The organism is Salinibacterium sp. PAMC 21357, assembly GCF_000247645.1.
Classification (GTDB): domain Bacteria; phylum Actinomycetota; class Actinomycetes; order Actinomycetales; family Microbacteriaceae; genus Rhodoglobus.
In genome coordinates, this window is the sequence record NZ_AHWA01000004.1 from 1,167,548 (window position 1) to 1,190,802 (window position 23,255).

Consider the following 23,255-nt stretch of genomic DNA (forward strand, 5'->3'; position numbering starts at 1 on the left):
CGGCACTAAATAGGGAGATGAAATGGCGTCACAGAGCGCGACTCTTGCGCGGGAGATGGAACGTCTCGGCCGCAACATTAGGTCGTGGCGCAAAATCTCTGGCCTCACAGCGCACATCACAGCGGAACGTGCTGGTGTATCCCGGGACACTCTCCGCGCGATCGAAACCGGCCGCTCTACATCATCCGAGAATTTGCTTGCTGTCATGCGTGCTGTCGGCATCCTTGCCGCAGTGGTTGATGCCTCTGACCCGATTGCCAGCGACTTCGGCTCCCGCAACCTTGCGCGCGCCAGCGTAGAACGCGTGCGGATTCCCCGCTCATCCAAGCGGATCGAGGAGTAATGACTGACCAGCTCACCGCTGCTGAGGTTCATGTTGTTCTCCCCGACGGCGATGAGGTTCTCGCGGGCACTGTCTCCAGCGAAGGAGCAATTGGCTCTGCTGCTACCTCGCTCGTTTTTCGGTACGCCGACGGCTACCTAACCGATTCGCGTGGTTACGATCTCTCCCCAGATATGCCGCGCACGGGTGGACCTATTCGAACGTGGTCCGGCCGCGAAACTCTCGGCGCACTTGGCGATTCCATGCCAGACGCGTGGGGCAAACGAATCATCCGTGCGGGAACGCCCGCCCGCACGACTTTCGACTTTCTCACACACGTCAACGACGCTACCCGGCAGGGGGCGCTCCGATTGCGTGATGCGCGTGGCGCGTACCTGGGAGCTCGTAATCATCCTGTTGCCGACGTGCACGACCTAGACAGGATTGTTGCTGCCGCCCGTGCCTTTGAAGAAGGCGCAGAAACGGACGCCGAACTTCAGATCCTTGTCGAAGCCGGCACCAGCGCTGGCGGTGCGCGCCCCAAAGCAACCGTAAAGAATGGCGGCGACTTGTGGATGGCGAAGTTCGCTCGAGAGACCGAGTTTTTCGATCCAATGGCAGGGGAGGCTACGGCGCTCGCTTTCGCCAAAGCGGCCGGTATCGACACCCCAGAGTTCGATCTTGTGCGGCTTTCGGAATCGCAGTCGATACTGCTCAGTCGCCGGTTTGATCGCGACAACGGTCGACGAATCGGCTACATCAGTGCACATTCGTTGACAACTAAGGGCGACAATCAGACGCTGTCCTACAGTGACATTTCTGACACGCTTGCCCAATACAGTCCAGCACCACGGGACGACCAAGCGGAACTATTCCGTCGGATCGCGCTGAGTCTGCTCATCGGCAATGTCGACGATCATTTTCGCAACCATGGGTTTCTCCGCGACTACAACGGCTGGAAGTTGTCGCCAGTATTCGACCTCGAGCCCAACCGCCGCCCAGAGCAGGTCGAAGCAACGCCCATCGTGGACGGCGGTGAACGGTATGGCCGAGATATCCGCGAATTGCGTGACGCCCACGATGCGTTCCGGCTCAGTCGCGACGAGGCATCAGCGATCGTGCGGGATGTTGCGGAGCGCACGAGCGACTGGATACAGATCGCCCTAGGCTACGGAATCTCACTCGAAGCTGCAGAGGCATCGAGACGTGCGATAGATGGGCCGAACCGTGACAGGGCGTTGGCAATGACCGCGAACCCGCCTGCCGCGATTGGGCTTGCGAAAACACAAGGCTCCGCGCAGAAACGACGGGGAGAACTTGGCATTCCCGGTAACTCTGGGCAGTGGGCACGAACGAAAAATAACACCGACGCCAATGACCTCGACGCGTGATAGTTTCACTGAATGAGCGGAGTCGCTGAATGAGCAGAGTTGCGGCAGTCGCTCCGGTCGTGCCGGACTACAGCTATACACAGGCCGAGATCACTGCCGAGCTGGGGCCGCTACTGTCGGCCACACCGTCGCATCAAGCCGTCATTGAGCGGATGCACGGAGCCAGCGGCATCCAGCGTCGGCACACTGCCCTTCCGCTCGAGCGCTACCGCGCCCTTGGCAGCTTTCGCGAGAGCAACAACGAGTTCATTCGCGTCGCCACCGACCTCCTCGAGCGTGCGCTGACGACCGCGCTCGCGGATGCCGGGCTCACGCCGAGCGATGTCGACTTCGTCTTCTTCACCTCCGTCACGGGGGTGTCGGCACCCTCGGTTGATGCGCTGCTCGTTCCGCGGCTGGGGCTGCGGCCCGACGTAAAACGGGTTCCCTCGTTCGGCTTGGGTTGTGTCGCGGGAGCCGCGGGCTTGGCCCGCGTGCATGACTATTTAGTCGGGCATCCGGATGAGGTCGGCGTTCTGTTGAGCGTCGAACTGTGTTCGCTCACCCTGCAGCGTGACGATCAAACCATGGGCAATTTTGTGGCCACCGGTCTCTTCGGTGACGGGGCTGCGGCCGTCGTCATGGTGGGGGAGAATCGCAGCGAGTCTGGGCCGCGCATTGTCGACACCCGCAGTACGTTCATCGTCGACAGCCACGATGTGATCGGCTGGAACGTGGGAGGAACCGGCTTCGAGATCGTGCTCACGGCCGGCGTTGCCGATGTGATTCAGAACAGCTTCCCGGCCGAGGTCAGCGAGTTTCTGGGCCGCAATGGTCTGACGATTGCGAATATCGACACGTGGCTCGCGCATCCAGGTGGCCCTCGTGTTCTTGAAGCGTTCGAGAGTTCGCTTGGGCTTGAGCGAAGCGACCTGCAGAGCAGTTGGGATTGCCTCGCCCGCGTCGGCAACCTGTCATCGGCCGCAGTGCTGCATGTATTGGCGGATGCTCTGCACGCCGACCCGGCGCCCAATCCCGGCAGTCACGCCCTCGCCTTCGCTCTCGGGCCTGGCGTGAGCGCCGAATTCGTTCTGTTGGAGTGGTCGTGATGCGTGAGGCTGACGAGCTTTGTGACCGTCGCGCCGCCAGCGTGATCGAGCTGAAGGCGCCCCGCGCATGACCGTCATTGCCTACATCGCGCTCGTGCTCGGCACCGGCATGGAACGCCTCTATGAGCTGCGCATCTCGAAGCGCAATGCCGCGGCAGCGTTCGAGCGCGGCGGCCGTGAGTATGGGCAGAAGCATTTTCCGTGGATGGTGGCCCTGCATACCGGGCTACTGATCGCCTGCGTCGTGGAAGTGATCGTGGCCGATCGCCCCTTCCTGTTGTGGCTCGGAATTCCCATGCTCGTGATCACGCTCCTGAGCCAAGCGGCACGCTACTGGATCATCAACTCGCTCGGCGCCCAGTGGAACACCCGCGTCATCGTGGTGCCCGGAGCCGGACGCGTGCAGAACCGTGGGCCGTACCGCCTGACGTGGCTACCGCATCCCAACTACTTGGTTGTCGCGATCGAGGGCATCGCGTTGCCGCTCGTGCACACCGCCTGGGTCACCGCGATTGTCTTCACCGCGCTGAATGCGGTGCTGCTGCTGGCGTTCCGCATCCCGACCGAAAACCGGGCCCTGCGCGAACTGACGCCATGAGTGGCGTCGGTGCGGGTGTAGGTGCGGACGACGCGGCTGCTGCTGCAAGCGGGGCGGGCTCGAACGCATCCCGCGTCATTGACGTGATTGTCGTCGGTGGCGGACCGATCGGTCTCGCCACTGCTATCAATGCACGGATGCACGGTCTCACCGCCCTCGTGATCGAGCCCCGCACCGGCGCGATCGACAAAGCTTGCGGCGAAGGAGTCATGCCCGGCGCCGTCACCGAACTCGCCGCCCTCGGGGTTCACCCGCACGGGCGGAGGATCGTCGGCATCAGCTATCAAGACGGGACCCGCACGGCCGACCACCGCTTCGCCTCGGATGCCGCGCTCGGCGTTCGGCGCACCGAGCTGCACCGGGCGCTCGCCGAGCGTGCGTTCGAACTCGGCGTCACGTTCGAGACCGGCAAGGTCGAGGCGATTGAGCAGCATAACGACGGCGCGTCGACTAGTCGCCGAGGCGGCGGCTCACGCAATGAGTTAAACGGGCGTGGCGACACAAACGCGCAGGCGCAGGAGCACGGCGGCGCGGTATCCGCGCACCTCGCCGACGGTCGCACCATCGAGGGGCGGTGGATGCTCGGCTGCGATGGCCTGCACTCCACGGTGCGTGAGCTGGTTGGCCTGGCCGCGCACCCTCGCCGCGTGAGGCGACGTGATTCTCGGCGGTTCGGCATCCGGCAGCACTTTGAGGTTGCTCCGTGGACTGATCTCGTGGAGGTGCATTGGGCGCCGACCGCGGAGTTGTATGTCACGCCGGTGAGCGATACCGAGGTGGGTGTCGCGGTGCTCGGCCCGCGCGGAACGTCATTCGAGGACGCGTTGGCGAGTGTGCCAGCGCTCGCCGAACGGCTGCGCGGAGCGACGCCGACGTCGACAGTGCGGGGTGCTGGCCCGCTATTGCAGAACACGACCGGGCAGCGTGCGGGCCGAGTGCTGCTCGTGGGCGACGCTGCTGGCTACGTTGATGCGATCACGGGGGAGGGCATCCGCTTAGGGCTGGCAGAAGCGCGCGCCGCGATCGAGTGCATCGTCGCCGGCGCACCCGAACGCTACGAACGCGAGTGGCGGCGAGTGACCCGCGACTTTCGGATGCTCACGACCGGGCTTGTTGCTGCCGCGAACTCACCGCTGCGCCGAGCAATCGTGCCGCTCGCCGTGCGGCTGCCGCGACTTTACGGTCGCATCGTCGAGAGCCTGGCGCGCTGACGCAGTACGTGCACGATGAACACTTCCCCCTTGATGAACTTCGACTTTCGTCGAACGTGCTCGTCGACTGCTGTGAGGCTAGATATCGATTCGATCAACGTTTCTCTCAGGAGGCAACTCTCAGATTAGGGTGAGTTTCACTTAGGTTTTCAGTAGACAGCGCAGACAGCACAGACAGCGCAGACCGCGCAGGCCACACCGGCCTCACGTTCGGCACGAAGGGTGAAGTCGATGAGAATTGACGCTGAACATCATTCCCACGCAATTTCTCGCAAGAGTGGGCTCGTGGCTCTCCTTCTCGTATGCGGGTTCTCGCTCACCGCGTGCGTTGGTCCGAGCATCGCGTTCAAGGATGACGGCGACTGCGATGGTGCCGACGTCATAACAAATGATGATTCTGGTGACCTCATCGCATGCCTCATTGACGACGATAAGGTGGGCATCCGCACGGGAGGAAGTAGCGGTCGGCAGTGGACGCCAACGAAAGCGTATGCGGCTGACGACGGCGTGATGCACGTTGAGTTTCGTCAACCACCATCGCTACTGCCGAGCATGAACAACATTGAGTACACGCTCCACGTGCTCGAGATCCCTGACGGCGTTGACCGGGATCCGCTCGTGATCGAACAAACCTTCAACGATGAGTTCCCGAAAACGGTCGAACTGAAGCCTGCGGGTGAGAACCAGCAATGACCGTTACAAGCCGATTTTTGCATCACGGAGCAGCAGTCAGTATCGTCACGATTGCCGTTGGTCTACTGACGGGGTGCACCTTTTCTGGTGCAAATACGACGGCTCTGTTAACGGTGTCTCCGGCAGAATCTGCTGCCCTCGCGCGGCAGGATGATCAGACTGCCCGCCTCTATTTAGAAGCCTTGTATCCGCAGGTGGAGTTGCCTGAGGTGCCGGTGATTCGGTTTGTCACCGCTGTCGAGTTGCCGCACTTCATGGCCAAATGTCTCGCGAGTCAGGGTGTCGAGGACGCAAATGATTCCTCGATGTCAGTAACGTTCGAAGACGGAGGCGCGGTGTCGCTGCACGAGGGGGTCGAAGTCACGCACGAGGAGCTCGTTGACCTTCTTGATCGTGAGGTACAGATCGTCATCTTCGACCAGGAGCCAGACGAAAAATATGACATAGCAAATTACACCTGTCAGAGAATGTTTCCGCTCGACCCGAGAGTGCGTTAGCGCTCTCGGGCGCTGCTAGTAGAACTGCGGCAAGCGCTAGCTCGGAAGCAGCAGCGGCAGCAGTTCTTCTGCTTTTGACACGACAGCGAGCGACCCTTCGGATTCGCCGGCGTTGCCGTAACCCCACTCGACATAGATGGTGGGGATGCCGTGTTCGTGGGCGCCTTCGATGTCATAGTCGCGATCACCGATCATGACCGGGTTGCTCACGTCAGCACCGATCATCTTGAGGCGCGTGAGGGCTTCGGCGATGACGTCCTTTTTCGCGCTGCGAATCTCATCGATTGAGGCCCCAGCCATCACCCGGAAGTACTGCGTGAGGTTCGCGTGATCCAGAATGACGGATGCCGGAAACTCGGGTTTCGAGGTTGCCAGCGATAGCGGAATTCCGCTCTTGTGCAGCTTCTTCAGGACCTTGGCCATGCCAGGAAAGATGTCGCTGCCGTGGGCGTTGTTGCCCTCCATGTAGTGGCGGCGGTACACGGCCAGTGCCTGTGCAGATTCGACGGCGGTGAATCCGGCGCGGTCGCGGAATGAGTCGAGAATCGGCGGACCAACGTAGGCCCGCAGTTCTTCCTGTGACGGAACGGGGTAGCCCATCTCCTCAAACATGAATGCGAGGGATGTCGTGATTCCGGGCGCCGAGTCAGCGATTGTGCCATCGAGGTCGACAAGAATGCAGGTCCAGTTATTAGCCATTTGCATCAAGCCTAAGCGGCAAGCCTGAATACTAGAACAACCGCATGTTGGGGTCGTCGAGTCCGCGCATCTCGTCATAGTCCAACAGCACACAGCGGATGCCGCGGTCCTTCGCCAGAGTGCGTGCCTGTGGCTTGATTTCCTGGGCGGCAAAAATACCCGTCACCGGAGCTAGCAGCGGGTCGCGGTTCATCAGTTCGAGGTAGCGCGTCAGCTGCTCGACGCCGTCAATGTCGCCGCGACGCTTGAGTTCTACGGCAACGCTCGCACCCTTCTCGTCGGTCGCCAGAATGTCGACCGGCCCGATGGCGGTCATGTATTCGCGGCGCACGAGACGGTAGCCCTCGCCGAGAATGTCGATGTGCTCGGCCAGCAGCTTCTGCAGGTGAGCCTCGACGCCATCCTTTTGCAGTCCGGGGTCGACGCCTAGTTCGTGGTTCGAGTCGTGCAGGATTTCGTGAATCGAGACGATGAGCATGTCGGCCGACTTGGTGTGGGCGACTTTCCAGATCTCGGTGACTCCGGCATCCGACTGCTCAGTTTCGGGCTCGATCGTGGAGAGCACGCAGGGTGGGCTCATCCAGTTGAGAGGCTTGTAGGAGAGCGCATCGGAGTGCACGAGCACCGAGCCATCCGACTTCAGCAACAGCAGTCGTGTGGCGAGGGGCAGGTGGGCACTGAGGCGTCCGGCGTAATCAACGGAGCATTTGGCTATGACAAGTCGCACCGTCCTACGGTACTCGGAGAAGGTCCGTGGTGAATCATCCTGGGCGAGATTCATCGTCTGGCCGCGACGACGGCGGCCGTCCGCGTTCGAGCACCTGTCAGGATGGTGACCATGTATGTCGCCACCTCCGGACCAGACGATGCGCCGCCCGTACTGCTTCTCCACGGTGGCGGTGTTGCGGGCTGGATGTGGGATTCACTGCGAGAGCGGTTGGAGACCGATTACCGGGTGATTGTTCCCGACCTCCCCGGCCACGGGCGCTCTGCCGACGAACCCTATGTTTCGCACGCCGCGACGGTCGCAGCGCTGGCGAGTCTCATCACGACCCCGGTCACCGTGATCGGGTTCTCGCTGGGCGCGCAGCTTTCGATTCTGCTCGCGTCGCACCACCCCCAACTCGTCACGAATGCCGTGATCGTGAGCGCGCAAGCAAAAGCTATGCCCTTCACGGGTCTCACGCTTGCCGCTCTAGGGGTCAGCGCGCCTCTCGCCCGCCAGCGCTGGTTCGCCAAGCTTCAAGCTCGCGAATTGTTCGTTCCTCCTCACCAGATAGAGGACTACATCGCGACAAGTGCCGGCGTCACGAAAGAAAGCTTGCTGGCGGCCGTCGGTGAAAACATGAGATTCGAACTCCCGGCGGAGTGGTCGACCTTCGACGGTCGCGTATTGGTGATGGCGGGAACGAAAGAACGTCGGGTGATGCATGAGTCGGCCGCCGCGATTCACGAAGCTCAACCAGCCAGCACCCTCACGCTCGTCGAAGACTGCGGGCACGGCATCCCGCTGCAACGCCCGGACTGGTTCAGCGACCGCGTGCGGGAGTGGCTCGCTCAGGCCTGACTGACGAGTCTCAAGAGCGCGGCCGCAGCGTATTCCATCGATCGGGGCCCGTCGTGACTGACGGGCGCGAAGCCGTTTCTCTGTGTCTGGCTTGTGTTCTCATCCTGAGAATGCGAGCCACGCTGTTGCCAATTCAGAACGTGTTCGGAATAATGGAGTTATGTCAATCGCCACACCGCGTCCTGCGGTCACCTCTCAAGTGAAGTCCTCAGAGCTGTCGCGCAACTCCGCCGAGGTCTTTCACGCTGCCGAGCGCGGCCCCGTCTTGGTGACGCGGCGTGACGCTGAACCTTTGGTCCTCACCTCTAAAGCCGCGGCGGACGAGACCGATCAGGTTCTGTCGGCCGCTGCTTCACTTATTGGGGTAGCCGTCATGGTCGATCCCGAGGTTTTTGCTCAACGGCTGACTGACGCTTTTCCGTGGGCAGCAGCGCTTTCAGAGAACGAGCGTTCACTCTTCGCGGACGAGCTTGTTGCATCGGCGCGAGCGTGTTTCTCGCTCAAACAGCACAACCTTTTCCTCGGCACGCTGAACGGCTGGCGTGGCACTGCCGAGGCCTACGCGGCTGGGCTGCGAAACACGACCAACGACTGGCTCGATGTCGCGGCTGAAGTCGCCGACCCGCGCGCGTCTTGAGCCCCAAGAATCCATCGGTGCCGCGACCGATCAAGAGAGCTGAGTTCGCGATCGTTTGTGCGACCACCTCCGCCGAAAAGGGCTGGCGTGATGTTCGGGCGACCCAACTCAATGCGGTTGTCGACGCGTGGGACCGCCTGACGCGCGATCCGCAGAGCATCGACGGCACTTGTCATCCGCTCAAGGGCGACCTTGCGGTAGTGGTGCGTGAAGGTAAAAGCCACGACCAATGGCAGTACGAACTCAAAAATGGCGCGCGCATTTGGTTTTATGTTGAGGGCAAAACTGTGAACCTAGTCGCTGTTCACACGGCGCACCCGAATCAAACGAAGTAGACACCCGAGAATCATCGAGGAAGCTGCGCGGTGCTACTTGCCGGGGCGCTTGCGCTTGAACTTGCCCAAGCCGCGACGCTCGTTCTCGCGCTGAGCTTCTTCGATCTGCTCGGGGGTGATGACGAAGTGCATTTCGGTGGTCGCCATTGTGATGGCAATGGATGTCGTACCCGGCGACGAGAAGTCGACGTACGGGAAAGCGTGGCGGCCTGCCAACTCGCGGGCGTAGGGCGAAAGTAGCCCGGAAATGATGGCGAGAACGACGATCAGCAGCAGTGCGTGCAGCACGCCGACCTGGTCGCTGAGTACCCCGATCATGGGTGGTCCGATGAGCGTTGAGGCGTAGGCGATGGTCGCTACCGCGGTGACTCTGGCGGTGGCACGCTTGGGGTCGTCGGCGGCGGCCGAGATGCCGACGGGGAAGCCGAGCGCAGCGCCTGCACCCCAAAGGGCGGTGCCGATGACGGCAAGCAGAACGACTGGCGAGAAGATGACGAGCAACAAGCCGGCGGCTGCGAGACCAGCGGATGCTCGCAGTACGGGTACACGACCGAAGCGGTCGAGGGCGCGAACCCCGAAGAAGCGGGTAGCGGTCATGGCGGTCACGAAGACGCCAAAGATCAGCGTGCCGAAGGCGTTGGAGATCTCATAGCCGTCGACCATGGCGAGAGCGAGCCAATCGATCGCCGAGCCTTCAGCGAAGGCCATCCCCAGCACAATGATGCCGATCAGGATGGTGCGGGGTTCGAGCCAGACGCTCCTCAGCTTGGGCGCGGTCAGCTCTCCCGCGGCGATCTTCATCTCGACAGTGTTCGGCGGGGGATCGGCGAGTCTCTCCGGAAGGATGAACGCCGAAACGAGCAGCGCGGTGATCAGCACGATCGCCGAAACCACGATCAGGTGAGTAGCGAGAGGAACGTGGAGTGCTTCTGCCGCCGCCCCGAATCCAGCCCCCGCCATCGTTCCGAGGCTGTAGAAACCGTGCAGGGTCGGCATGCTTGAGCGACCGAGCAGTCGTTCGTTGGCGGTGCCCGACAGGTTGATCGCGACATCGTAAGTACTGAAAGCCAAGCCGAATACGGCGAGGGAGATCACGGCACCGAGGAAGCTGCCGAGCACACCAATGATGATCGCGGTGGCTGCGAGCGAACCCACGAACAGCAGCACGCACACCCGCACCACGATTCGAGCGCCGAACCGTTCGACAAGTTTGCCGGCAACGAGCAGCCCAAGAAGAGACCCGATGGCGAGCCCAAACAGCAGGATGCCGATCTCGGAGTGGCTGGCATCAAACGTGTCACGCACCGTCGGGATGCGGCCGACCAACTGGCAAACGAAAAGCCAGCGAGTGCGAAAAGCGTCGCGATCGCATTGCGCCACGAGAGCACTTGGCGGGTGGTGAGGCCGTGGGGAAGAGATGGTGGTGTGGCGGCCGAGTCAGAGGCTGTCATCAGTCAATTGTAAGGCTCACCATCGGTGTCGGATTCGCAGTGTGTGCATAAGGAGTAGGCCCTAGGCTGTGTGCATGACTGCCGAATCGACCTTGCCTTCTGGAATTGCTGTTCACGATCTCGATCCGAAAGTTCGCCCTCAAGACGATCTCTTTCGTCATGTGAATGGTGCGTGGATTGACCGCACCGAGATTCCGGCAGACAAGGCTCGCTATGGCTCTTTCATGGTGTTGGCGGAAGAGTCTGAAGTGGCCGTTCGCGACATCATCATCGAGTCACAGTCCGCCGAGCCTGGTACCGAAGCCCGCAAGGTTGGCGACCTCTACGCCAGCTTTCTCGACGAGGCCCGTGCCGATGAGTTAGGGGCCGACCCTATCGCCCCACAGCTTGCCGAGGTTGCGGCTGTCGACTCCATCCCCACCCTTCTCAGCACCCTAGGCCGCCTCGAACGTGGCGGCACCAGTGGCTTCTTCCAGCTCTTCGTCGACAACGACCCTGGCAACCCCGAGCGCTACCTCGTCTTCATCGAGCAGGGTGGGCTTGGCCTTCCCGACGAGTCGTACTACCGCGAAGAGAAGTTCGCCGAGATTCTCGCGAAGTACGAAACCTTCATTGAGCGGATGCTGACGCTCGCCGGCCTCGACGCTCCCGCCGAGCGTGCCGCCCGCATCGTGGCCCTCGAAACTCAGATCGCGTCAAAGCACTGGGATAACGTCGCCAACCGCGACAGTGAAAAGACGTACAACCCGATGACCTGGCAGGCAGCCAACGATCTCACCGGTGCCGTCGACTTGACCGTGTGGCTCGACGCCATTGATGTTCCGGCCCACGCTCTCGACGAGGTCGTTGTGCGCCAACCGAGCTTCGTGGAAGGGCTCGAGGCGGTACTGAGCGACGACCACTTGCAGGCCTGGCGGGACTGGTTGTCGTGGCAGGTCATCCGCAACAACGCGGCGTACCTTTCGGGCGACTTCGTTGAAGCCAACTTCGATTTCTATGGCCGCACCCTTTCGGGAACACCGCAACTTCGTGCCCGCTGGAAGCGTGGGGTTTCGCTCGTTGAGGGTGTGCTCGGCGAGGCTGTCGGAAAGATTTATGTCGAGCGTCACTTTCCTCCGACGGCAAAGACGGCCATGGATGTGCTCGTCGCCAACCTCGTTGAGGCCTACCGTCAGTCGATAACCCACCTTGAATGGATGAGCGCCGCCACCCGCGAGCGTGCTCTCAACAAGCTCGACAAGTTCACCCCCAAGATCGGTTTTCCCGAAAAGTGGCGTGACTATTCGACCCTCGAGATCAGCGTGGATGACCTTGCCGGCAACATGCGTGCCGCCACGAGTTCGAATTTCAGCGTGAGCTCGGCAAGATCGGCAAGCCCCTCGACCGCGACGAGTGGTTCATGACCCCGCAAACCATCAACGCGTATTACAACCCTGGCTTCAACGAAATTGTGTTCCCTGCCGCTATCTTGCAGTACCCGTTCTTTGACGAGGGCCGGGATGACGCCGCCAACTATGCCGCAATCGGTGCCGTTATCGGGCACGAAATTGGTCACGGCTTCGACGATCAGGGCGCCAAATACGATGGCGATGGTCGACTCATTGACTGGTGGACGGCCGAAGATAAGGCCGCGTTCGAGGAGCGCACGAAGTCGCTCATCGATCAGTACAACGCTCTCGCTCCGGCGCAGGTGCCCGAACATCACGTGAATGGTTCTCTCACGATCGGCGAGAACATTGGTGACCTCGGCGGGCTCGCCATCGCGTGGAAGGCCTACCTGATCTCCCTGGGTGGAGCAGAACCGCGCATCATTGACGGTCTCACTGGTGCCCAACGATTCTTCATGTCGTGGGCGCAGGCCTGGCAGCAAAAAGGCCGGGACGAAGAGGTGATTCGTTTGCTGGCGATTGACCCTCATTCACCGAATGAATTCAGATGTAATCAAATTGTTCGCAACATCGATGCGTTCTATGAGACATTTAACGTCACTGAATCCGATTCGCTGTGGCTATCCCCGAAAGATCGCGTCACTATTTGGTAGAGATTGAGAAAACCCGAGAACGCCGGAATCGTATTCGCGCGCCCCGCGTAGCGAAGCATGCCGGAACTGGTGAAGAACCCAACTTCACTAGTACCTTTGCCGCGCTCGGAAAGTTGAGGCTCGGTGACTCTGGCATTCGTGTTTCGGCCAGTGCCGTCGACATCAACACCGGCAAAACGGTGCTCAGTATCGACGACAGAGTCGAGCTGCCCACCGCCAGCATCGGCAAGATTCTGTTGCTCATCGAAGTGTCTGCACGCTTCGACCAGCGCGAATTTGCGCCCTACGGAATTCTCGACAAAGCGCCAGGAGCCTCCGTAGGGGCGGCCGGACTGTGGCAACACCTGCAAGCACCGTCGCTGCCCGTCGCTGACCTCGCCGCACTGGTCGGCGCCACGAGCGACAACCTCGCCACCAACATCCTGCTACGACTCATCGGTTTGGATGCCGTGCGAGCCCGCACCGAATCCCTCGGCCTCACGAAAACAGCCCTCCTCGACCTCGTACGAGATACTCGAGGGCCCGATGATGCACCGCAAGTTTCGGTCGGATCCACGATCGAGCTCAGTTGGCTGTTCGGTGCCCTCGCGCGCGGCGAAATCGTCAGCTCAATTGCGAGCCAACGAGTGCTCGGCTGGCTCTCGCTCAACACCGACCTGTCCCTAGTGGCCAGCGCGTTCGGGCTCGACCCCCTGGCTCACCGGGGGGCCGACCACAACACCCTGCTGGTCAACAAGACCGGCATCGATCGGGGCGTGCGAGCGGAAGCAGGCGCACTGAGAGGCAACAAGCGTGCTGTTGCCTATGCGGCATCCATCCAATTTGATGACAGCAGCTTGCAGGCTCGCATGCGCGTCATTGAAGCGCTGCGCGTCTTCGGCTACGACCTACTGGAATACGTGCACTAACAGTGCTGTCTCGTTAGCGACTGAAGCGGGCTTTCAATCGCGAGAAGATGCCTTCTCTGGCGCGTTCAGTTGTCTCAGGAATGTGGATGACGTCTGCCGTCGAATCAACCGTGTGCGTGAGCAATCCCATGAGTTCGAAGGTAGAAACGAGACGTCGAGCGTCGTCGGGGTCAACCTGGGCCAGAGTGGCTAGTTCTGTGACGGTGAGATAGGCGGCGCCAAGCATGGCCGTCATGCTCATCTGGTCGGTCGTGTGCTTGAGCGTCGTTAGGTTGGGCCAACGACGCAGTTTGAAGCGTGCTCCGGTGAGGCTCAAAGGATCGAACGATGCCGGTTCGGCTTGAGTTCCGACGAGCCATACGAGAGGCTCCCAGTCACGGCCCGCCTCATTGTGGTGGATCCCCAGCGGGCGCGGCACAGTCTCCACCTCGCCATTAGACGACGCTGCCGGCAAGTTTTCGATCGAATCTGCCCACCAATAGAGACGACCGCGAGGATCAATCACGAGGGTGGGAGCGTTGGCGAATCGAAGTTCAACGAGTGGTTCTGACGACGAATGTACAGCCTCGGTGATCGCGCGGTTGAGGGCATTCCACGTAGTGACGGTGAGTGATACTTCAGCCTGGGGAGCGGCGCGGACCTCAGGAGTAGACATCGCTGCCCGCTTCAACTGAGGTTCCGAATCCGGCTCGGCGTCGGGCACGAGGGTGGTTCCTGACCGCGAACGGGTGGTGGCCGCGGCATGGCTGGTTGCTCGTACGCGCGTGGCCGAGTGGATGATGAGCGGATCTTGCTCATCCATGATGAGAGGAGCGAGCGTTTCGTACTCAGTCTGGGCTGCCATAAAACCGGGTTGCCGTGGCGCGCTGTCGAGTTCTGCGACGTGTTCTGTCCAGGCGGCGGCATTCCACCAGCGCAACTGTGGGGCGCCAAGCGGGTCACGGTACCACCCTGCGGGAACTTCGGTGCCGTGGGTCATGATGATTCTCTCTGAGTGATGAAGCTCGCTGTGACGGTCAAAATTCGACCGCCACAGCGACTGTTCTCGTTAGAGTCCGAGGCTTGAGTCAGCGGACTTTACGTTGATGCGAGCAAGGGCCAGGTTCGACTTCGCTTTGTCGAGTACGAGGTAGATGAAGACCTCGGGGTTCGAAGCCAGCGGGCGAATGATGTGGTACTGGCTCGTGAGCGTGATGAGGATGTCGTCGATGGAGTCCTTGAGGCCGAGAGCCTTCATGGTCTTGAGCTTGGCGCGCACAACCTCGGTGTTGCCGGCTGCTGCTGCGTCGAGGTCGATGCCGGTTCCGGCGCTGCCGAGGAGCATTCCCGAGCCGCTGTCGACAACGGCGGCAGCCATAGCGCCATCGGTCTCGAGCAGAGTTGCGAGGGTTTCAGTGATGTTAGACATTGTGCTTCTTTCGTTGAATGGGTTTTTATGATGTGTGGGGGTTATGCCATGAGCTGGGCCATGCGACGTGCGGCGATCCGCGCAATCGACAGGCCCTTGCCCAAAGTTTCATGAGTGTCGAACAGTGCGGCGAGCACGATGGGGTGCCCCTGAACGCGCAACTGGATTACGTGGCCGAGCTCAGACGCGATGATCACGTATTCGTTCGTGCCAATTTTCAGTTCGTGAGCGACAGCATCGCTGAGTGCTTGCACCGAGCTCGACATGCTGGCGAATCGTCCGCCATCCGTCGTCGCACCGTTGAGGTGAACGATCTCGAATCCGTCATCGGTGAGCATCGCGGCGAAGGTGAGCGAGGTCGCGAGCTCCTGCATTTCGGCCAACGTGCGATTGCCGGCGTCGATGTGGGCCGGGTTGAGGTGAGAGGGAAGAGTGGCAGGCGCTGCTGGCCCGGGAAGCAGGTTCATCAGATCTTTTCTGGTGCGGGAGCAAGTAATTCACGCATTTCGACGCTGGCGACCAGGGTGAGCAATAGCGTGCGCATCTCTTCGGCATTGCGGGGGTCGACGGTAAAAACGGGAATGAGCTGTTCGGGAAATTTGGCTGTGAGGGCGGCCGAGTAGTCGGCCACAGTGGGTGATTCGCGCACATCAGATTTGGTTACGCCGATAACGACGGCGCCTCTGGCATGAAGCTCGTGAAAGTCGGCGAGGTACTGCAGGAGCAGGGCGATGGATTCCGGGGCGTCATTGTTGATGAGCAGAAGCAGCCCACGGGCACGGCCGGCCAAAATCGACCACATGAAGTCGAAACGCTTTTGACCAGGAACGCCATAGAGGCGAACTTTGGTGACATCGTCGATGGTGATCTCGCCATAGTCGAGGGCCACCGTTGTGGTCTCTTTATCAGCGGTTGCACGATCGGTGTTTGCGGCCTCGGTCGAGACAACTTCGATCTCACTCAGACTACGAATGGCAGTCGTCTTGCCAGAGCCCATGGGCCCGGCAAATAATACGACGTGCTCAGCCATAGTTCTCTTTCGTCTCAGGTGGTTATTCGGAGCCAGCGCGCTTTCAGATGGGCGCAAAAAAGCCGCCACGCGAACGAGCATCGGGAGCGGTATTAATAGACTCCGGGGATCGGTAAAAATTCACGAGTCCCCACTCGGGGGACAGGTCACAGAAATCCGCGGAATACTGCACCAGAACGTTCTGTCTGTCCCCGTAAGTGGGTATAATTATTGCTCGCAATTTCGCGGTAAAGCGCCCTATTTGGTGCGGTGTTCTGCCCACTCGCGATCAAGAATCGCGTAGATTCCGGTGTCGGCCCAAGCACCCTTGAACCACATATCTTCGACATGATGTGCTTCGTGGCGCATCCCGAGGGCGAGGCATAGGCGCACCGAGTCATCGTTGCGAGGATCAAGGTTAGCGAATACTCGGTGCAGCTTCAGCTCGTCAAAAGCAAGGTCAAGCATCGCGGATGCCGCCTCGCGGGCGTAGCCTTTGCGCTGAAAGTTGGGGTGGAGAGCCCAGCCAATCTCCGCATGAGAATCATCAGCACTCTCGAGCTTGAAATAGAGGGTGCCGATGACGACAGGGCGACGATCGGTATTTTCGGCTAACGGAGGAACAGCATCCGCCAACTCGATGGCCAACTGGAGGTAGTCGCCACTCTCTGCGAGCACTTCCTCTGCTGTCCATTCAGCGATCTTCTCCATCACCGCTGCGCGATCGCGAGGCTCATAGAGCATGTAGGCCGTCAGCGCGGCATTCGACTGTTGGGCATGAAGATCGTCGACGTCGTTATCGCTGAGAGTGAGACGGCGAAGCACAAGGCGCTCCGTCACAATAGGGGCGCTGAACTCAAACGGTTTCATCTGTGACCCTCTTCTTTGTGGGCGATGTTGCGTTGCGGATAGTTCTGTAGTGCGGGTGGCTCTGCGGTGCTAGGCGGTGTGCGGGCGGGCGCTCGCGTCGGTGGCCCGAGATGAACGTTCGACGGGGATGTTGTAGAGCGCGGTGAGGGCCGCATCAAATTCTGCGACGCGACCGTCAGCCGCAAACTCGCGGGCTCGCACTGATGGCCCATGCAGCAAGACGCCGCCGAGATGACGCAGCGCGGAAATTGTTTCTTCGCCGGCTCCGCGGGCCTTGGCGCGAGCGATTTCGGCATCCAGCAGAGCGAAGTGGTGCTTGCGGAGGGCAACGATGGCGGGCTCGGCCTGGCTTTCGGCAGCAAACTCGTGGGCGGCCGTGCGAACTAGGTCGCGAGCATCCGCATGCGCGTTAAGTTCTTCGAGGGGAGCGTGCAGGCTGATGGTCTCGAGGTCGAGCAGATCGATGCCGTCGAGTTGGCCAACCGCGGGGTCAACGTTGCGGGGCAGCCCGAGGTCGAGCACGAGGCACTTGCTGGTCGCCGAGAAACGTTCGGGGCCGAGGAGCGCGCTTACGGTACACGTGACGATGACGTCGACATCGAAGTCTTCGCTCTGGGTGAGACCGTGCTTGAGAGCGAAAGCGGCGTCGCGGCCCGACGGGGAGAAGACGCGTAGGTCGAGAGCACCCTTGTCGCGCAGAGCGTTGACGGTAGTGACGGCGTAACGGCCGGTGCCCACGACAAGAACGCGGGTGGTCGACCAGTCGGCGATGCGGCTCGACGCAAGCTCAAGGGAGAGCCGCACGAGCGACTTGCCTGATCCGCCGATTGCGGTGTTGTTCTTGATGCCGCGGCTCGTGTGAGTTGCGCGCTGAAAGAGGCGCTCCAAGTCGCGGGTGGTTGTGCCGTCTGCTCGTGCCTTATCGAGAGCGCGGCTGACCTGCCCCGAGATTTCGGCTTCACCCACAACGACGGATTCAAGACCCGAGGTCACCGCGAAGAGATGAGCTGCGGCATCCGCCCCCTCATGAACGGCAATGGAGGCGCGCAAAGTGTCAACACTCAGGCCGGTGCGTTCGCTCAGCGATTCGAGCAGGGAACAGACTGTGATGGCCGAACCCGCAGTGAGCGGCTCTTCAACGTCGAGGTACGCCTCGAAACGATTGCAGGTGGCGACCAGAACGGCGCCGGCAACGAAATCGTTGGTCGAAACAAGGTCGAGAGTGGCGGCGGGGGCGACCTCAGACAGACTTTCGAGTACGTCTAAGCTCGCGTTGCGATGATTCGAGCTAAGACACAGGAGCACAACCTAATGTTAACCCTGTGACCTTGAATTCTGACCATCCTCTTCTCGACGGCCGTACAGCTAACTCGCCTATCATCCGGGCCTATCGCGGTGATCGCCCCGAAACCACTCCCGTCTGGTTTATGCGCCAGGCCGGCCGCTCCCTTCCGGAGTACCGCAAGCTGCGCGAAGGCAACGAAATGTTGGAGGCGTGCCTCACACCCGACCTCGCGAGCGAAATCACGATGCAGCCCGTGCGTCGCCACAACGTCGACGCCGCCATTTTCTTTAGCGACATTGTTATTCCCGCCAAGCTTGCCGGTGTTGAGGTCGAAATCGTTCCCGGTCGTGGCCCGGTGTTTGCGAACCCGATTCGTACGGCAGCGGATGTCGCCAAGCTGACCCCCATCGACCCGGCTGCGTTTGCGCCGATCCGCGAGGCTGTCGCGCAAACCGTTGCTCAGTTGGGAACCACCCCGCTGATCGGTTTCGCGGGAGCACCATTCACTCTCGCGTCGTACATGGTCGAGGGTGGCCCGAGCAAAGACCAGCAGCGTGCCCGCACACTCATGTATTCGGATCCCCAGACCTGGGCAAACCTGCTCAACTGGTGCGCCGATGTTGCCGGCGAATTCTTGATCGCTCAGGTCGAGGCTGGTGCGTCTGCCGTTCAACTCTTTGACTCCTGGGTCGGTTCGCTCTCGGAGCAGCAGTACGTTCGCCGGGTTGCTCCGCACTCCAAGCGTGTTCTTTCGCACTTGCGCGGTTATGACGTTCCGAAGGTTCACTTCGGTGTCGGCAGTGGCGAAGTGCTTCAGGCCATGCACGGCATCGGCGCCGACGTGATGGGCGTTGACTGGCGCATCCCGCTCGATGAGGCTGACCGTCGCCTCGGCGGTGGCATTCCGCTGCAAGGCAACATTGATCCTGCTCTGCTCGGTGCTCCCTGGCACGTTCTCGAAGCACACGTGCGCGATGTCCTGAACCGTGGCCGCGTAGCCCCAGCCCACGTCGTGAACCTCGGTCACGGCGTCGGCCCAGAGACCGACCCGGATGTGCTCACCAAAATTGTGGAGCTCGTTCACCAGGAAGGCTAATGCTGTGAGCACGACAGAATTCACCGTTGTCGGTGGCGGCATCGCCGGACTTGTCACGGCGCGCAGGCTCGCGATGGCTGGCCGAACAGTGCGCCTCATCGAGGCAAGCGATCATCTGGGCGGCACCGTGGCATCCCACCGCGTCGGCGGCATCAATTTGGATGCCGGAGCCGAAAGTTTCGCCACCCGCGGCAATACTGTTGCCGATCTCGCTCGCGAACTCGGCCTCGGCGCCGAAATTGTTTCGCCCGGCGACGAGGGCGCCTGGCTGCAGCCCGTGGATGGCGCGGCCCTTCCGCTGCCCAGCACAGGAATTTTGGGCATACCGGCAACGCCGCTCGATGCGCAGACGATTGCGGTTCTTGGCCTGGGCGGTGCCCTTCGGGCTCAACTCGATTCGCTGATTCCGTGGTTCGGCAAACGCACCGATGTTTCGCTGGGTGCACTCGTGCGTCGCCGCATGGGCAAGGCTGTCGTCGAGAAACTTGTTGCGCCCGTCGTGCACGGCGTGTACTCGCTGCACCCCAACGACCTCCCGCTCGACCGGGTCGCAACCCTTACCGAGCGTCTCGCGCTGCATGGTTCGCTGGCGGCAGCGGTGCGCTCGATGCGCCACGCGATGCCCGCCGGAACTGCGGTTCAGGGCATCCGGGGCGGCGTCAATCGCCTCGTTACCGAACTAGCGGCTGACCTCACGACCTATGGCGTCATTGTCGAATTCGAGCGCCGCATTGGGGGTGCTGAGGCGCTCGCCGACCTCGACGGCACCGTGATCGTGGCCGCCCCCGGCATCCTCGCGCCGGTTCGTGGTCGAACCGTGACGCTCGCCACTCTCGTGCTTGACGCGCCAGAATTGGACGCCGAACCTCGCGGTTCAGGGGTGCTCGTCGCCCCCGGCTGCACCAAGGTTTCCGCTCGCGCGCTGACGCATGCCACGGCAAAATGGCAGTGGCTGAAAGAACAAGCTGAGGGTCGTCACATTGTGCGCCTGTCGTACAACGACGAACCCGACGACCTGGCCGAGGTTGCTCGCCACGATGCTGAAGTTTTGCTGGGCGTAACGCTCGCGCCAGAATCAGTCGTGGACTTTGCCCGCCAACAGTGGATTCGCCCCGCAGCGCTCGCACCAGCAGAACGCACGGATGGCGTGGTCGTTGTTGGCGAGACCGTCGGCGGCACCGGGCTGGCCGGCATCATCACGCACGCCAACGCGATGGTCGATCGAATGCTGGTGCTTGCCGCGACCGCCGCCGACGCTGTCTCGGCTGCTGACGCCGACAATGCCGCCCCGGCATCCACCGAATCCCCAGCGCCCACGAAGCTAGAATAGTTAGGTTCACCTAACTCACAGGTAGTTTCCCCGCGTGCCCAGAAGGCAGGGGAGAGAATGGAAAACATGACTGACGTCGACAACGCCACCGAAGTTTTGGGTTACACATTGTGGGCGGTTCTCCGTCGCGACCCGCACCGTCCTGCAACCGCTGGCGATCTTTCACCCGCGGTTGCCGCTGTTGAGTCCCGCGGTGTCACCATCCGTGGTTTCTATGATGTCTCGGGCATGCGGGCCGATGCCGACATCATGATCTGGCTGCACGGCAGCAACCCCGAAGACATTCAGTGGGCCCTTCGTGAACTTCGTCGCAGCGAACCGCTCGCGACCCTTTTGCCCACGTGGAACGCGATGGGTGTTCACCGCGATGCGGAGTTCTCCAAGAGCCACATGCCGGCGTTCATGCGTGGCAAGGAGCCCGAAGCGTGGCTCACCGTCTACCCGTTTGTGCGCAGCTACGAGTGGTACCTGTTGCCCGACGCTGAACGCAGCAAGATGTTGCGCGACCACGGCATGAAGGGCTCCGAGATGCCCCAGGTTCTTGCCAACACTGTCGCCAGTTTCGCGCTCGGAGACTACGAGTGGATGCTCGCGCTCGAAGCTCCCGAACTCGTTGACCTGGTTGACCTCATGCGTCACCTGCGCCAGACGGATGCCCGCCTGCACGTGCGCGAAGAGGTTCCTTTCTACACGGGCCGTCGTATTTCGCTTGAGGAGATTGCTGAGGTGCTGGCATGACCCGCATTCTTGCAGCAACGGATGCCGCGGCATCCGGCCCCGAACATGTCGAAGAGGCTGTGGCCTACGACGCCATTCTGCTCGCCAGTTTTGGCGGACCGGAGGGCCAAGACGATGTCATCCCGTTCCTGCGGAATGTCACGCGTGGTCGCGGTATCCCCGAAGAACGCCTCGAAGAGGTTGCGCACCACTATCGGGCGTTCGGCGGCATTAGTCCGATCAACGACCAGAACCGCGAGCTGAAGGCAGCCCTCGAAGCTGAGCTTGCCCGCCGCGGCATCGACCTGCCCGTGCTGTGGGGAAACCGCAACTGGAATCCCTACCTGCGCGATGCTCTGAACGAAGCTAACGAGCGCGGCTATACGAAACTGATCGCCGTGGGCACGAGCGCGTACAGTTCGTATTCGAGCTGCCGCCAGTACCGCGAAGATTACGCAATTGCGCTCGAAGAAACGGGCCTGCTCGGCACGATTCAGATCGACAAAGTGCGTCAGTTCTTCGACCACCCCGGCTTCGTGCAGCCGTTTATCGACGGCGTTCGTGACGGTCTCGCTCAGATCGCGGCCAAGGGCATTGCGCCCGAGAAAACGCACGTGCTCTTCACGACCCACTCGATTCCGTCGACGGATGCGGCCAAGAGTGGCCCAGAATCGCGCGGTTTTGGTGAGGGTGGCGCCTACGCGGCGCAGCACCTCGCCGTGGCAGAAGTGGTGATGGCCGCGCAGGCCGTCGATGCGCCCGACGCACCGCAACCCGCCCACAGCCTCGTTTACCAGTCGCGCAGTGGCCCGCCCTCGATGCCGTGGCTCGAGCCAGACATCAACGATGCGATTGATGCGCTCGCCGCTGACGGTATCGAAGCAGTGGTCATCGTGCCGGTCGGATTCATTTCTGACCACATGGAAGTGAAGTGGGATCTTGACACCGAGGCGCTGGAAACTGCGGGAGGCCACAACATGGTTGCCGTTCGCGTTCCTACGCCTGGCGTACATCCGGCGTTCGTCACAGGTCTCGTTGACCTTGTGTTGGAGCGCCGCGACGGAGTGCCGGTGGCAGACCGCCCCGCACTAACCAAACTCGGCCCCTGGTATGACGTGTGTCGTCCCGGGTGTTGTGAAAATGTGCGGTTGGGCTTTAAGCCGGCAGCCGCGGGGGTAACACCATGACCGTAATTCGTATCGGCACGCGCGGCAGCACGCTCGCGATGGCGCAAACCACCACGGTGGCTCGCGCGCTCGAAAGTAAAACCGGCGTCGAGACGGAGATCATTCCGATTTCGACTCAGGGGGACCGCTCAACCGAGTCGCTCTCCACCATTGGCGGTCAGGGGGTTTTCGCGAACGCTCTTCGTGACGCCCTGCTTGCTGGTGAATGCGATGTTGTCGTTCACTCGCTGAAAGATCTCCCGACGGGCGCGGTACCCGGTCTCACGATCGCGGCCGTGCCCAAGCGTGCCGACGAGCGCGACGTGCTGTGTGCCCGCGATGAGCTCACTCTCGCGACTCTTCCTGCTGGTTCGCGCGTCGGCACCGGTTCGCCGCGTCGTCAAGCTCAGCTACGGTCGCTCTACCCCGATCTTGAGGTTGTCGATCTGCGCGGCAATATCGACTCGCGACTCGACAAAGTCGCCGACGGACACCTCGATGCCGTCGTTCTTGCTGCTGCGGGCCTGGCGCGTGCTGGCCGTGCCGCTGCCATCACCGAATATCTCGGAATCGCAGGCTGGCCGACCGCACCGGGTCAGGGTGCCCTAGCGATTGAAACTCGCACCGGCGAAGAGAAGCTCGCCTCGATGCTCGACCACAAACCCACCCGCACCAAGACGGATGCCGAGCGCCACGTTCTCGCCTTCCTTGATGCCGGATGCTCGGCTCCTCTCGGAGCGCACGCCGTCATCGACGACGGTCTCCTCTTCTTGGATGCCCGGGTCTATGCCCTCGACGGTTCGCGGTTCCTCACCAGCTCTCACGCGCTCTACGTCAACGACCTTGAAGATCCGGCGCGCGAGGCTGCACAGCGGGTCGCCGACGAGCTGTTGTCGAAGGGCGCTGGGCAACTCACGGGGGCTCAGGCGTGATCAT

Annotated in this window: 25 protein-coding genes and 1 pseudogene; 17 read left to right on the top strand and 9 right to left on the bottom strand. The window is 61.5% G+C overall.

The annotated features are described in order from the left end of the window. Positions 1 to 22: 22 nt before the first annotated feature. From ON14_RS09025 to ON14_RS09055, 7 genes are all read left to right on the top strand, one after another. On the top strand, positions 23 to 343 hold the full coding sequence (locus ON14_RS09025; protein ID WP_010204619.1) for a helix-turn-helix domain-containing protein: 321 nt from the start codon (positions 23 to 25) through the stop codon (positions 341 to 343). Further along, entirely contained in the window at positions 343 to 1,713 is a 1,371-nt protein-coding gene (locus tag ON14_RS09030) for a type II toxin-antitoxin system HipA family toxin (protein WP_010204620.1), read from the top strand. Before ON14_RS09025 ends, ON14_RS09030 begins: the two co-directional genes overlap by 1 nt. A 29-nt stretch (positions 1,714 to 1,742) precedes the next feature. Next, on the top strand, positions 1,743 to 2,801 hold the full coding sequence (locus tag ON14_RS09035; protein WP_010204622.1) for a type III polyketide synthase: 1,059 nt from the start codon (positions 1,743 to 1,745) through the stop codon (positions 2,799 to 2,801). 67 nt (positions 2,802 to 2,868) lie between these two features. Then, positions 2,869 to 3,399, top strand: a complete 531-nt coding sequence (locus tag ON14_RS09040; RefSeq protein WP_010204623.1) for an isoprenylcysteine carboxyl methyltransferase family protein — start codon at positions 2,869 to 2,871, stop codon at positions 3,397 to 3,399. Next, positions 3,396 to 4,610: an NAD(P)/FAD-dependent oxidoreductase gene (locus ON14_RS09045; protein WP_010204625.1), complete on the top strand. Its 1,215-nt coding sequence runs from the start codon at positions 3,396 to 3,398 to the stop codon at positions 4,608 to 4,610. The genes ON14_RS09040 and ON14_RS09045 overlap by 4 nt, the downstream gene beginning before the upstream one ends. Positions 4,611 to 4,895: 285 nt before the next feature. Next, positions 4,896 to 5,303, top strand: coding sequence for a hypothetical protein (locus ON14_RS09050; protein WP_141629982.1), 408 nt, complete (start codon positions 4,896 to 4,898; stop codon positions 5,301 to 5,303). Further along, a complete protein-coding gene (locus ON14_RS09055; protein WP_010204629.1) occupies positions 5,300 to 5,800 on the top strand; it encodes a hypothetical protein in 501 nt (166 codons plus the stop codon). The genes ON14_RS09050 and ON14_RS09055 overlap by 4 nt, the downstream gene beginning before the upstream one ends. Before the next feature lie 36 nt (positions 5,801 to 5,836). Here ON14_RS09055 and ON14_RS09060 read toward each other — a convergent pair whose 3' ends face one another. Beyond that, positions 5,837 to 6,499 (bottom strand): HAD hydrolase-like protein, encoded by a 663-nt coding sequence (locus ON14_RS09060; protein ID WP_010204630.1) that lies wholly within the window; start codon positions 6,497 to 6,499, stop codon positions 5,837 to 5,839. A gap of 31 nt (positions 6,500 to 6,530) precedes the next feature. Further along, positions 6,531 to 7,226 carry an endonuclease NucS gene (gene nucS / locus ON14_RS09065; RefSeq protein WP_010204631.1) on the bottom strand — a complete coding sequence of 232 codons (696 nt, stop codon included), beginning with the start codon at positions 7,224 to 7,226 and terminating at the stop codon, positions 6,531 to 6,533. Positions 7,227 to 7,337: 111 nt separating this feature from the next. On the opposite strand from nucS, the gene ON14_RS09070 reads away from it, so the two are divergent. From ON14_RS09070 to ON14_RS09080, 3 genes are all read left to right on the top strand, one after another. Beyond that, entirely contained in the window at positions 7,338 to 8,066 is a 729-nt protein-coding gene (locus tag ON14_RS09070; protein WP_010204632.1) for an alpha/beta fold hydrolase, read from the top strand. 160 nt (positions 8,067 to 8,226) lie between these two features. Beyond that, positions 8,227 to 8,703 (top strand): hypothetical protein, encoded by a 477-nt coding sequence (locus ON14_RS09075; RefSeq protein ID WP_010204634.1) that lies wholly within the window; start codon positions 8,227 to 8,229, stop codon positions 8,701 to 8,703. A gap of 17 nt (positions 8,704 to 8,720) precedes the next feature. After that, positions 8,721 to 9,038 carry a hypothetical protein gene (locus ON14_RS09080; RefSeq protein WP_010204636.1) on the top strand — a complete coding sequence of 106 codons (318 nt, stop codon included), beginning with the start codon at positions 8,721 to 8,723 and terminating at the stop codon, positions 9,036 to 9,038. 33 nt (positions 9,039 to 9,071) lie between these two features. Here the strand turns inward: ON14_RS09080 and ON14_RS09085 are convergent, their stop codons facing one another. After that, the gene (locus tag ON14_RS09085) at positions 9,072 to 10,418 is read right to left on the bottom strand and encodes an MFS transporter (protein WP_010204637.1); all 1,347 of its coding nucleotides are present in this window, start codon (positions 10,416 to 10,418) and stop codon (positions 9,072 to 9,074) included. A 145-nt stretch (positions 10,419 to 10,563) separates the two neighbouring features. On the opposite strand from ON14_RS09085, the pseudogene ON14_RS09090 reads away from it, so the two are divergent. Beyond that, a pseudogene (locus tag ON14_RS09090) lies at positions 10,564 to 12,530 on the top strand (M13 family metallopeptidase). Beyond that, the gene (locus tag ON14_RS09095) at positions 12,524 to 13,438 is read left to right on the top strand and encodes a serine hydrolase (RefSeq protein ID WP_010204639.1); all 915 of its coding nucleotides are present in this window, start codon (positions 12,524 to 12,526) and stop codon (positions 13,436 to 13,438) included. The pseudogene ON14_RS09090 and the gene ON14_RS09095 overlap by 7 nt, the downstream one beginning before the upstream one ends. A 13-nt stretch (positions 13,439 to 13,451) precedes the next feature. Here ON14_RS09095 and ON14_RS09100 read toward each other — a convergent pair whose 3' ends face one another. From ON14_RS09100 to ON14_RS09125, 6 genes are all read right to left on the bottom strand, one after another. After that, positions 13,452 to 14,417, bottom strand: a complete 966-nt coding sequence (locus ON14_RS09100) for a DUF2510 domain-containing protein (protein WP_010204641.1) — start codon at positions 14,415 to 14,417, stop codon at positions 13,452 to 13,454. 69 nt (positions 14,418 to 14,486) lie between these two features. After that, positions 14,487 to 14,846, bottom strand: coding sequence for a hypothetical protein (locus tag ON14_RS09105; protein ID WP_010204643.1), 360 nt, complete (start codon positions 14,844 to 14,846; stop codon positions 14,487 to 14,489). Positions 14,847 to 14,887: 41 nt separating this feature from the next. Continuing rightward, positions 14,888 to 15,313, bottom strand: a complete 426-nt coding sequence (locus ON14_RS09110; RefSeq protein WP_010204645.1) for a roadblock/LC7 domain-containing protein — start codon at positions 15,311 to 15,313, stop codon at positions 14,888 to 14,890. Next, positions 15,313 to 15,876: a GTP-binding protein gene (locus tag ON14_RS09115; protein WP_010204652.1), complete on the bottom strand. Its 564-nt coding sequence runs from the start codon at positions 15,874 to 15,876 to the stop codon at positions 15,313 to 15,315. The genes ON14_RS09110 and ON14_RS09115 overlap by 1 nt, the downstream gene beginning before the upstream one ends. Before the next feature lie 237 nt (positions 15,877 to 16,113). Beyond that, positions 16,114 to 16,725 (bottom strand): GNAT family N-acetyltransferase, encoded by a 612-nt coding sequence (locus ON14_RS09120; RefSeq protein ID WP_010204653.1) that lies wholly within the window; start codon positions 16,723 to 16,725, stop codon positions 16,114 to 16,116. Positions 16,726 to 16,794: 69 nt separating this feature from the next. Then, positions 16,795 to 18,030 carry a glutamyl-tRNA reductase gene (locus tag ON14_RS09125; RefSeq protein ID WP_010204654.1) on the bottom strand — a complete coding sequence of 412 codons (1,236 nt, stop codon included), beginning with the start codon at positions 18,028 to 18,030 and terminating at the stop codon, positions 16,795 to 16,797. A 17-nt stretch (positions 18,031 to 18,047) separates the two neighbouring features. On the opposite strand from ON14_RS09125, the gene hemE reads away from it, so the two are divergent. From hemE to hemC, 5 genes are read left to right on the top strand one after another with little or no spacing between them, the layout of a single operon-like run. Next, on the top strand, positions 18,048 to 19,106 hold the full coding sequence (gene hemE / locus ON14_RS09130) for a uroporphyrinogen decarboxylase (protein WP_010204656.1): 1,059 nt from the start codon (positions 18,048 to 18,050) through the stop codon (positions 19,104 to 19,106). 4 nt (positions 19,107 to 19,110) lie between these two features. Further along, the gene (locus ON14_RS09135) at positions 19,111 to 20,436 is read left to right on the top strand and encodes a protoporphyrinogen/coproporphyrinogen oxidase (protein ID WP_010204657.1); all 1,326 of its coding nucleotides are present in this window, start codon (positions 19,111 to 19,113) and stop codon (positions 20,434 to 20,436) included. A 57-nt stretch (positions 20,437 to 20,493) separates the two neighbouring features. Continuing rightward, positions 20,494 to 21,174, top strand: coding sequence for a hydrogen peroxide-dependent heme synthase (gene hemQ, locus ON14_RS09140; protein WP_010204660.1), 681 nt, complete (start codon positions 20,494 to 20,496; stop codon positions 21,172 to 21,174). Further along, positions 21,171 to 22,340, top strand: coding sequence for a ferrochelatase (locus ON14_RS09145; protein ID WP_010204661.1), 1,170 nt, complete (start codon positions 21,171 to 21,173; stop codon positions 22,338 to 22,340). Before hemQ ends, ON14_RS09145 begins: the two co-directional genes overlap by 4 nt. Then, the gene (gene hemC, locus ON14_RS09150) at positions 22,337 to 23,251 is read left to right on the top strand and encodes a hydroxymethylbilane synthase (RefSeq protein ID WP_010204662.1); all 915 of its coding nucleotides are present in this window, start codon (positions 22,337 to 22,339) and stop codon (positions 23,249 to 23,251) included. Before ON14_RS09145 ends, hemC begins: the two co-directional genes overlap by 4 nt. Positions 23,252 to 23,255 lie beyond the last annotated feature (4 nt).

What these genes read in the sequence shown, in the direction of transcription:
- ON14_RS09025 (WP_010204619.1), top strand. Translation starts at nt 23, where the DNA reads ATGGCGTCACAGAGCGCGACTCTTGCGCGGGAGATGGAACGTCTCGGC.
- ON14_RS09120 (WP_010204653.1), bottom strand. Translation starts at nt 16,725, where the DNA reads ATGAAACCGTTTGAGTTCAGCGCCCCTATTGTGACGGAGCGCCTTGTG.
- ON14_RS09060 (WP_010204630.1), bottom strand. Translation starts at nt 6,499, where the DNA reads ATGGCTAATAACTGGACCTGCATTCTTGTCGACCTCGATGGCACAATC.
- ON14_RS09145 (WP_010204661.1), top strand. Translation starts at nt 21,171, where the DNA reads ATGACCCGCATTCTTGCAGCAACGGATGCCGCGGCATCCGGCCCCGAA.
- hemQ (WP_010204660.1), top strand. Translation starts at nt 20,494, where the DNA reads ATGGAAAACATGACTGACGTCGACAACGCCACCGAAGTTTTGGGTTAC.
- ON14_RS09115 (WP_010204652.1), bottom strand. Translation starts at nt 15,876, where the DNA reads ATGGCTGAGCACGTCGTATTATTTGCCGGGCCCATGGGCTCTGGCAAG.
- ON14_RS09075 (WP_010204634.1), top strand. Translation starts at nt 8,227, where the DNA reads ATGTCAATCGCCACACCGCGTCCTGCGGTCACCTCTCAAGTGAAGTCC.
- hemC (WP_010204662.1), top strand. Translation starts at nt 22,337, where the DNA reads ATGACCGTAATTCGTATCGGCACGCGCGGCAGCACGCTCGCGATGGCG.
- ON14_RS09110 (WP_010204645.1), bottom strand. Translation starts at nt 15,313, where the DNA reads ATGAACCTGCTTCCCGGGCCAGCAGCGCCTGCCACTCTTCCCTCTCAC.
- ON14_RS09055 (WP_010204629.1), top strand. Translation starts at nt 5,300, where the DNA reads ATGACCGTTACAAGCCGATTTTTGCATCACGGAGCAGCAGTCAGTATC.
- ON14_RS09040 (WP_010204623.1), top strand. Translation starts at nt 2,869, where the DNA reads ATGACCGTCATTGCCTACATCGCGCTCGTGCTCGGCACCGGCATGGAA.
- ON14_RS09070 (WP_010204632.1), top strand. Translation starts at nt 7,338, where the DNA reads ATGTATGTCGCCACCTCCGGACCAGACGATGCGCCGCCCGTACTGCTT.
- ON14_RS09030 (WP_010204620.1), top strand. Translation starts at nt 343, where the DNA reads ATGACTGACCAGCTCACCGCTGCTGAGGTTCATGTTGTTCTCCCCGAC.
- ON14_RS09100 (WP_010204641.1), bottom strand. Translation starts at nt 14,417, where the DNA reads ATGACCCACGGCACCGAAGTTCCCGCAGGGTGGTACCGTGACCCGCTT.
- ON14_RS09045 (WP_010204625.1), top strand. Translation starts at nt 3,396, where the DNA reads ATGAGTGGCGTCGGTGCGGGTGTAGGTGCGGACGACGCGGCTGCTGCT.
- ON14_RS09105 (WP_010204643.1), bottom strand. Translation starts at nt 14,846, where the DNA reads ATGTCTAACATCACTGAAACCCTCGCAACTCTGCTCGAGACCGATGGC.
- ON14_RS09035 (WP_010204622.1), top strand. Translation starts at nt 1,743, where the DNA reads ATGAGCAGAGTTGCGGCAGTCGCTCCGGTCGTGCCGGACTACAGCTAT.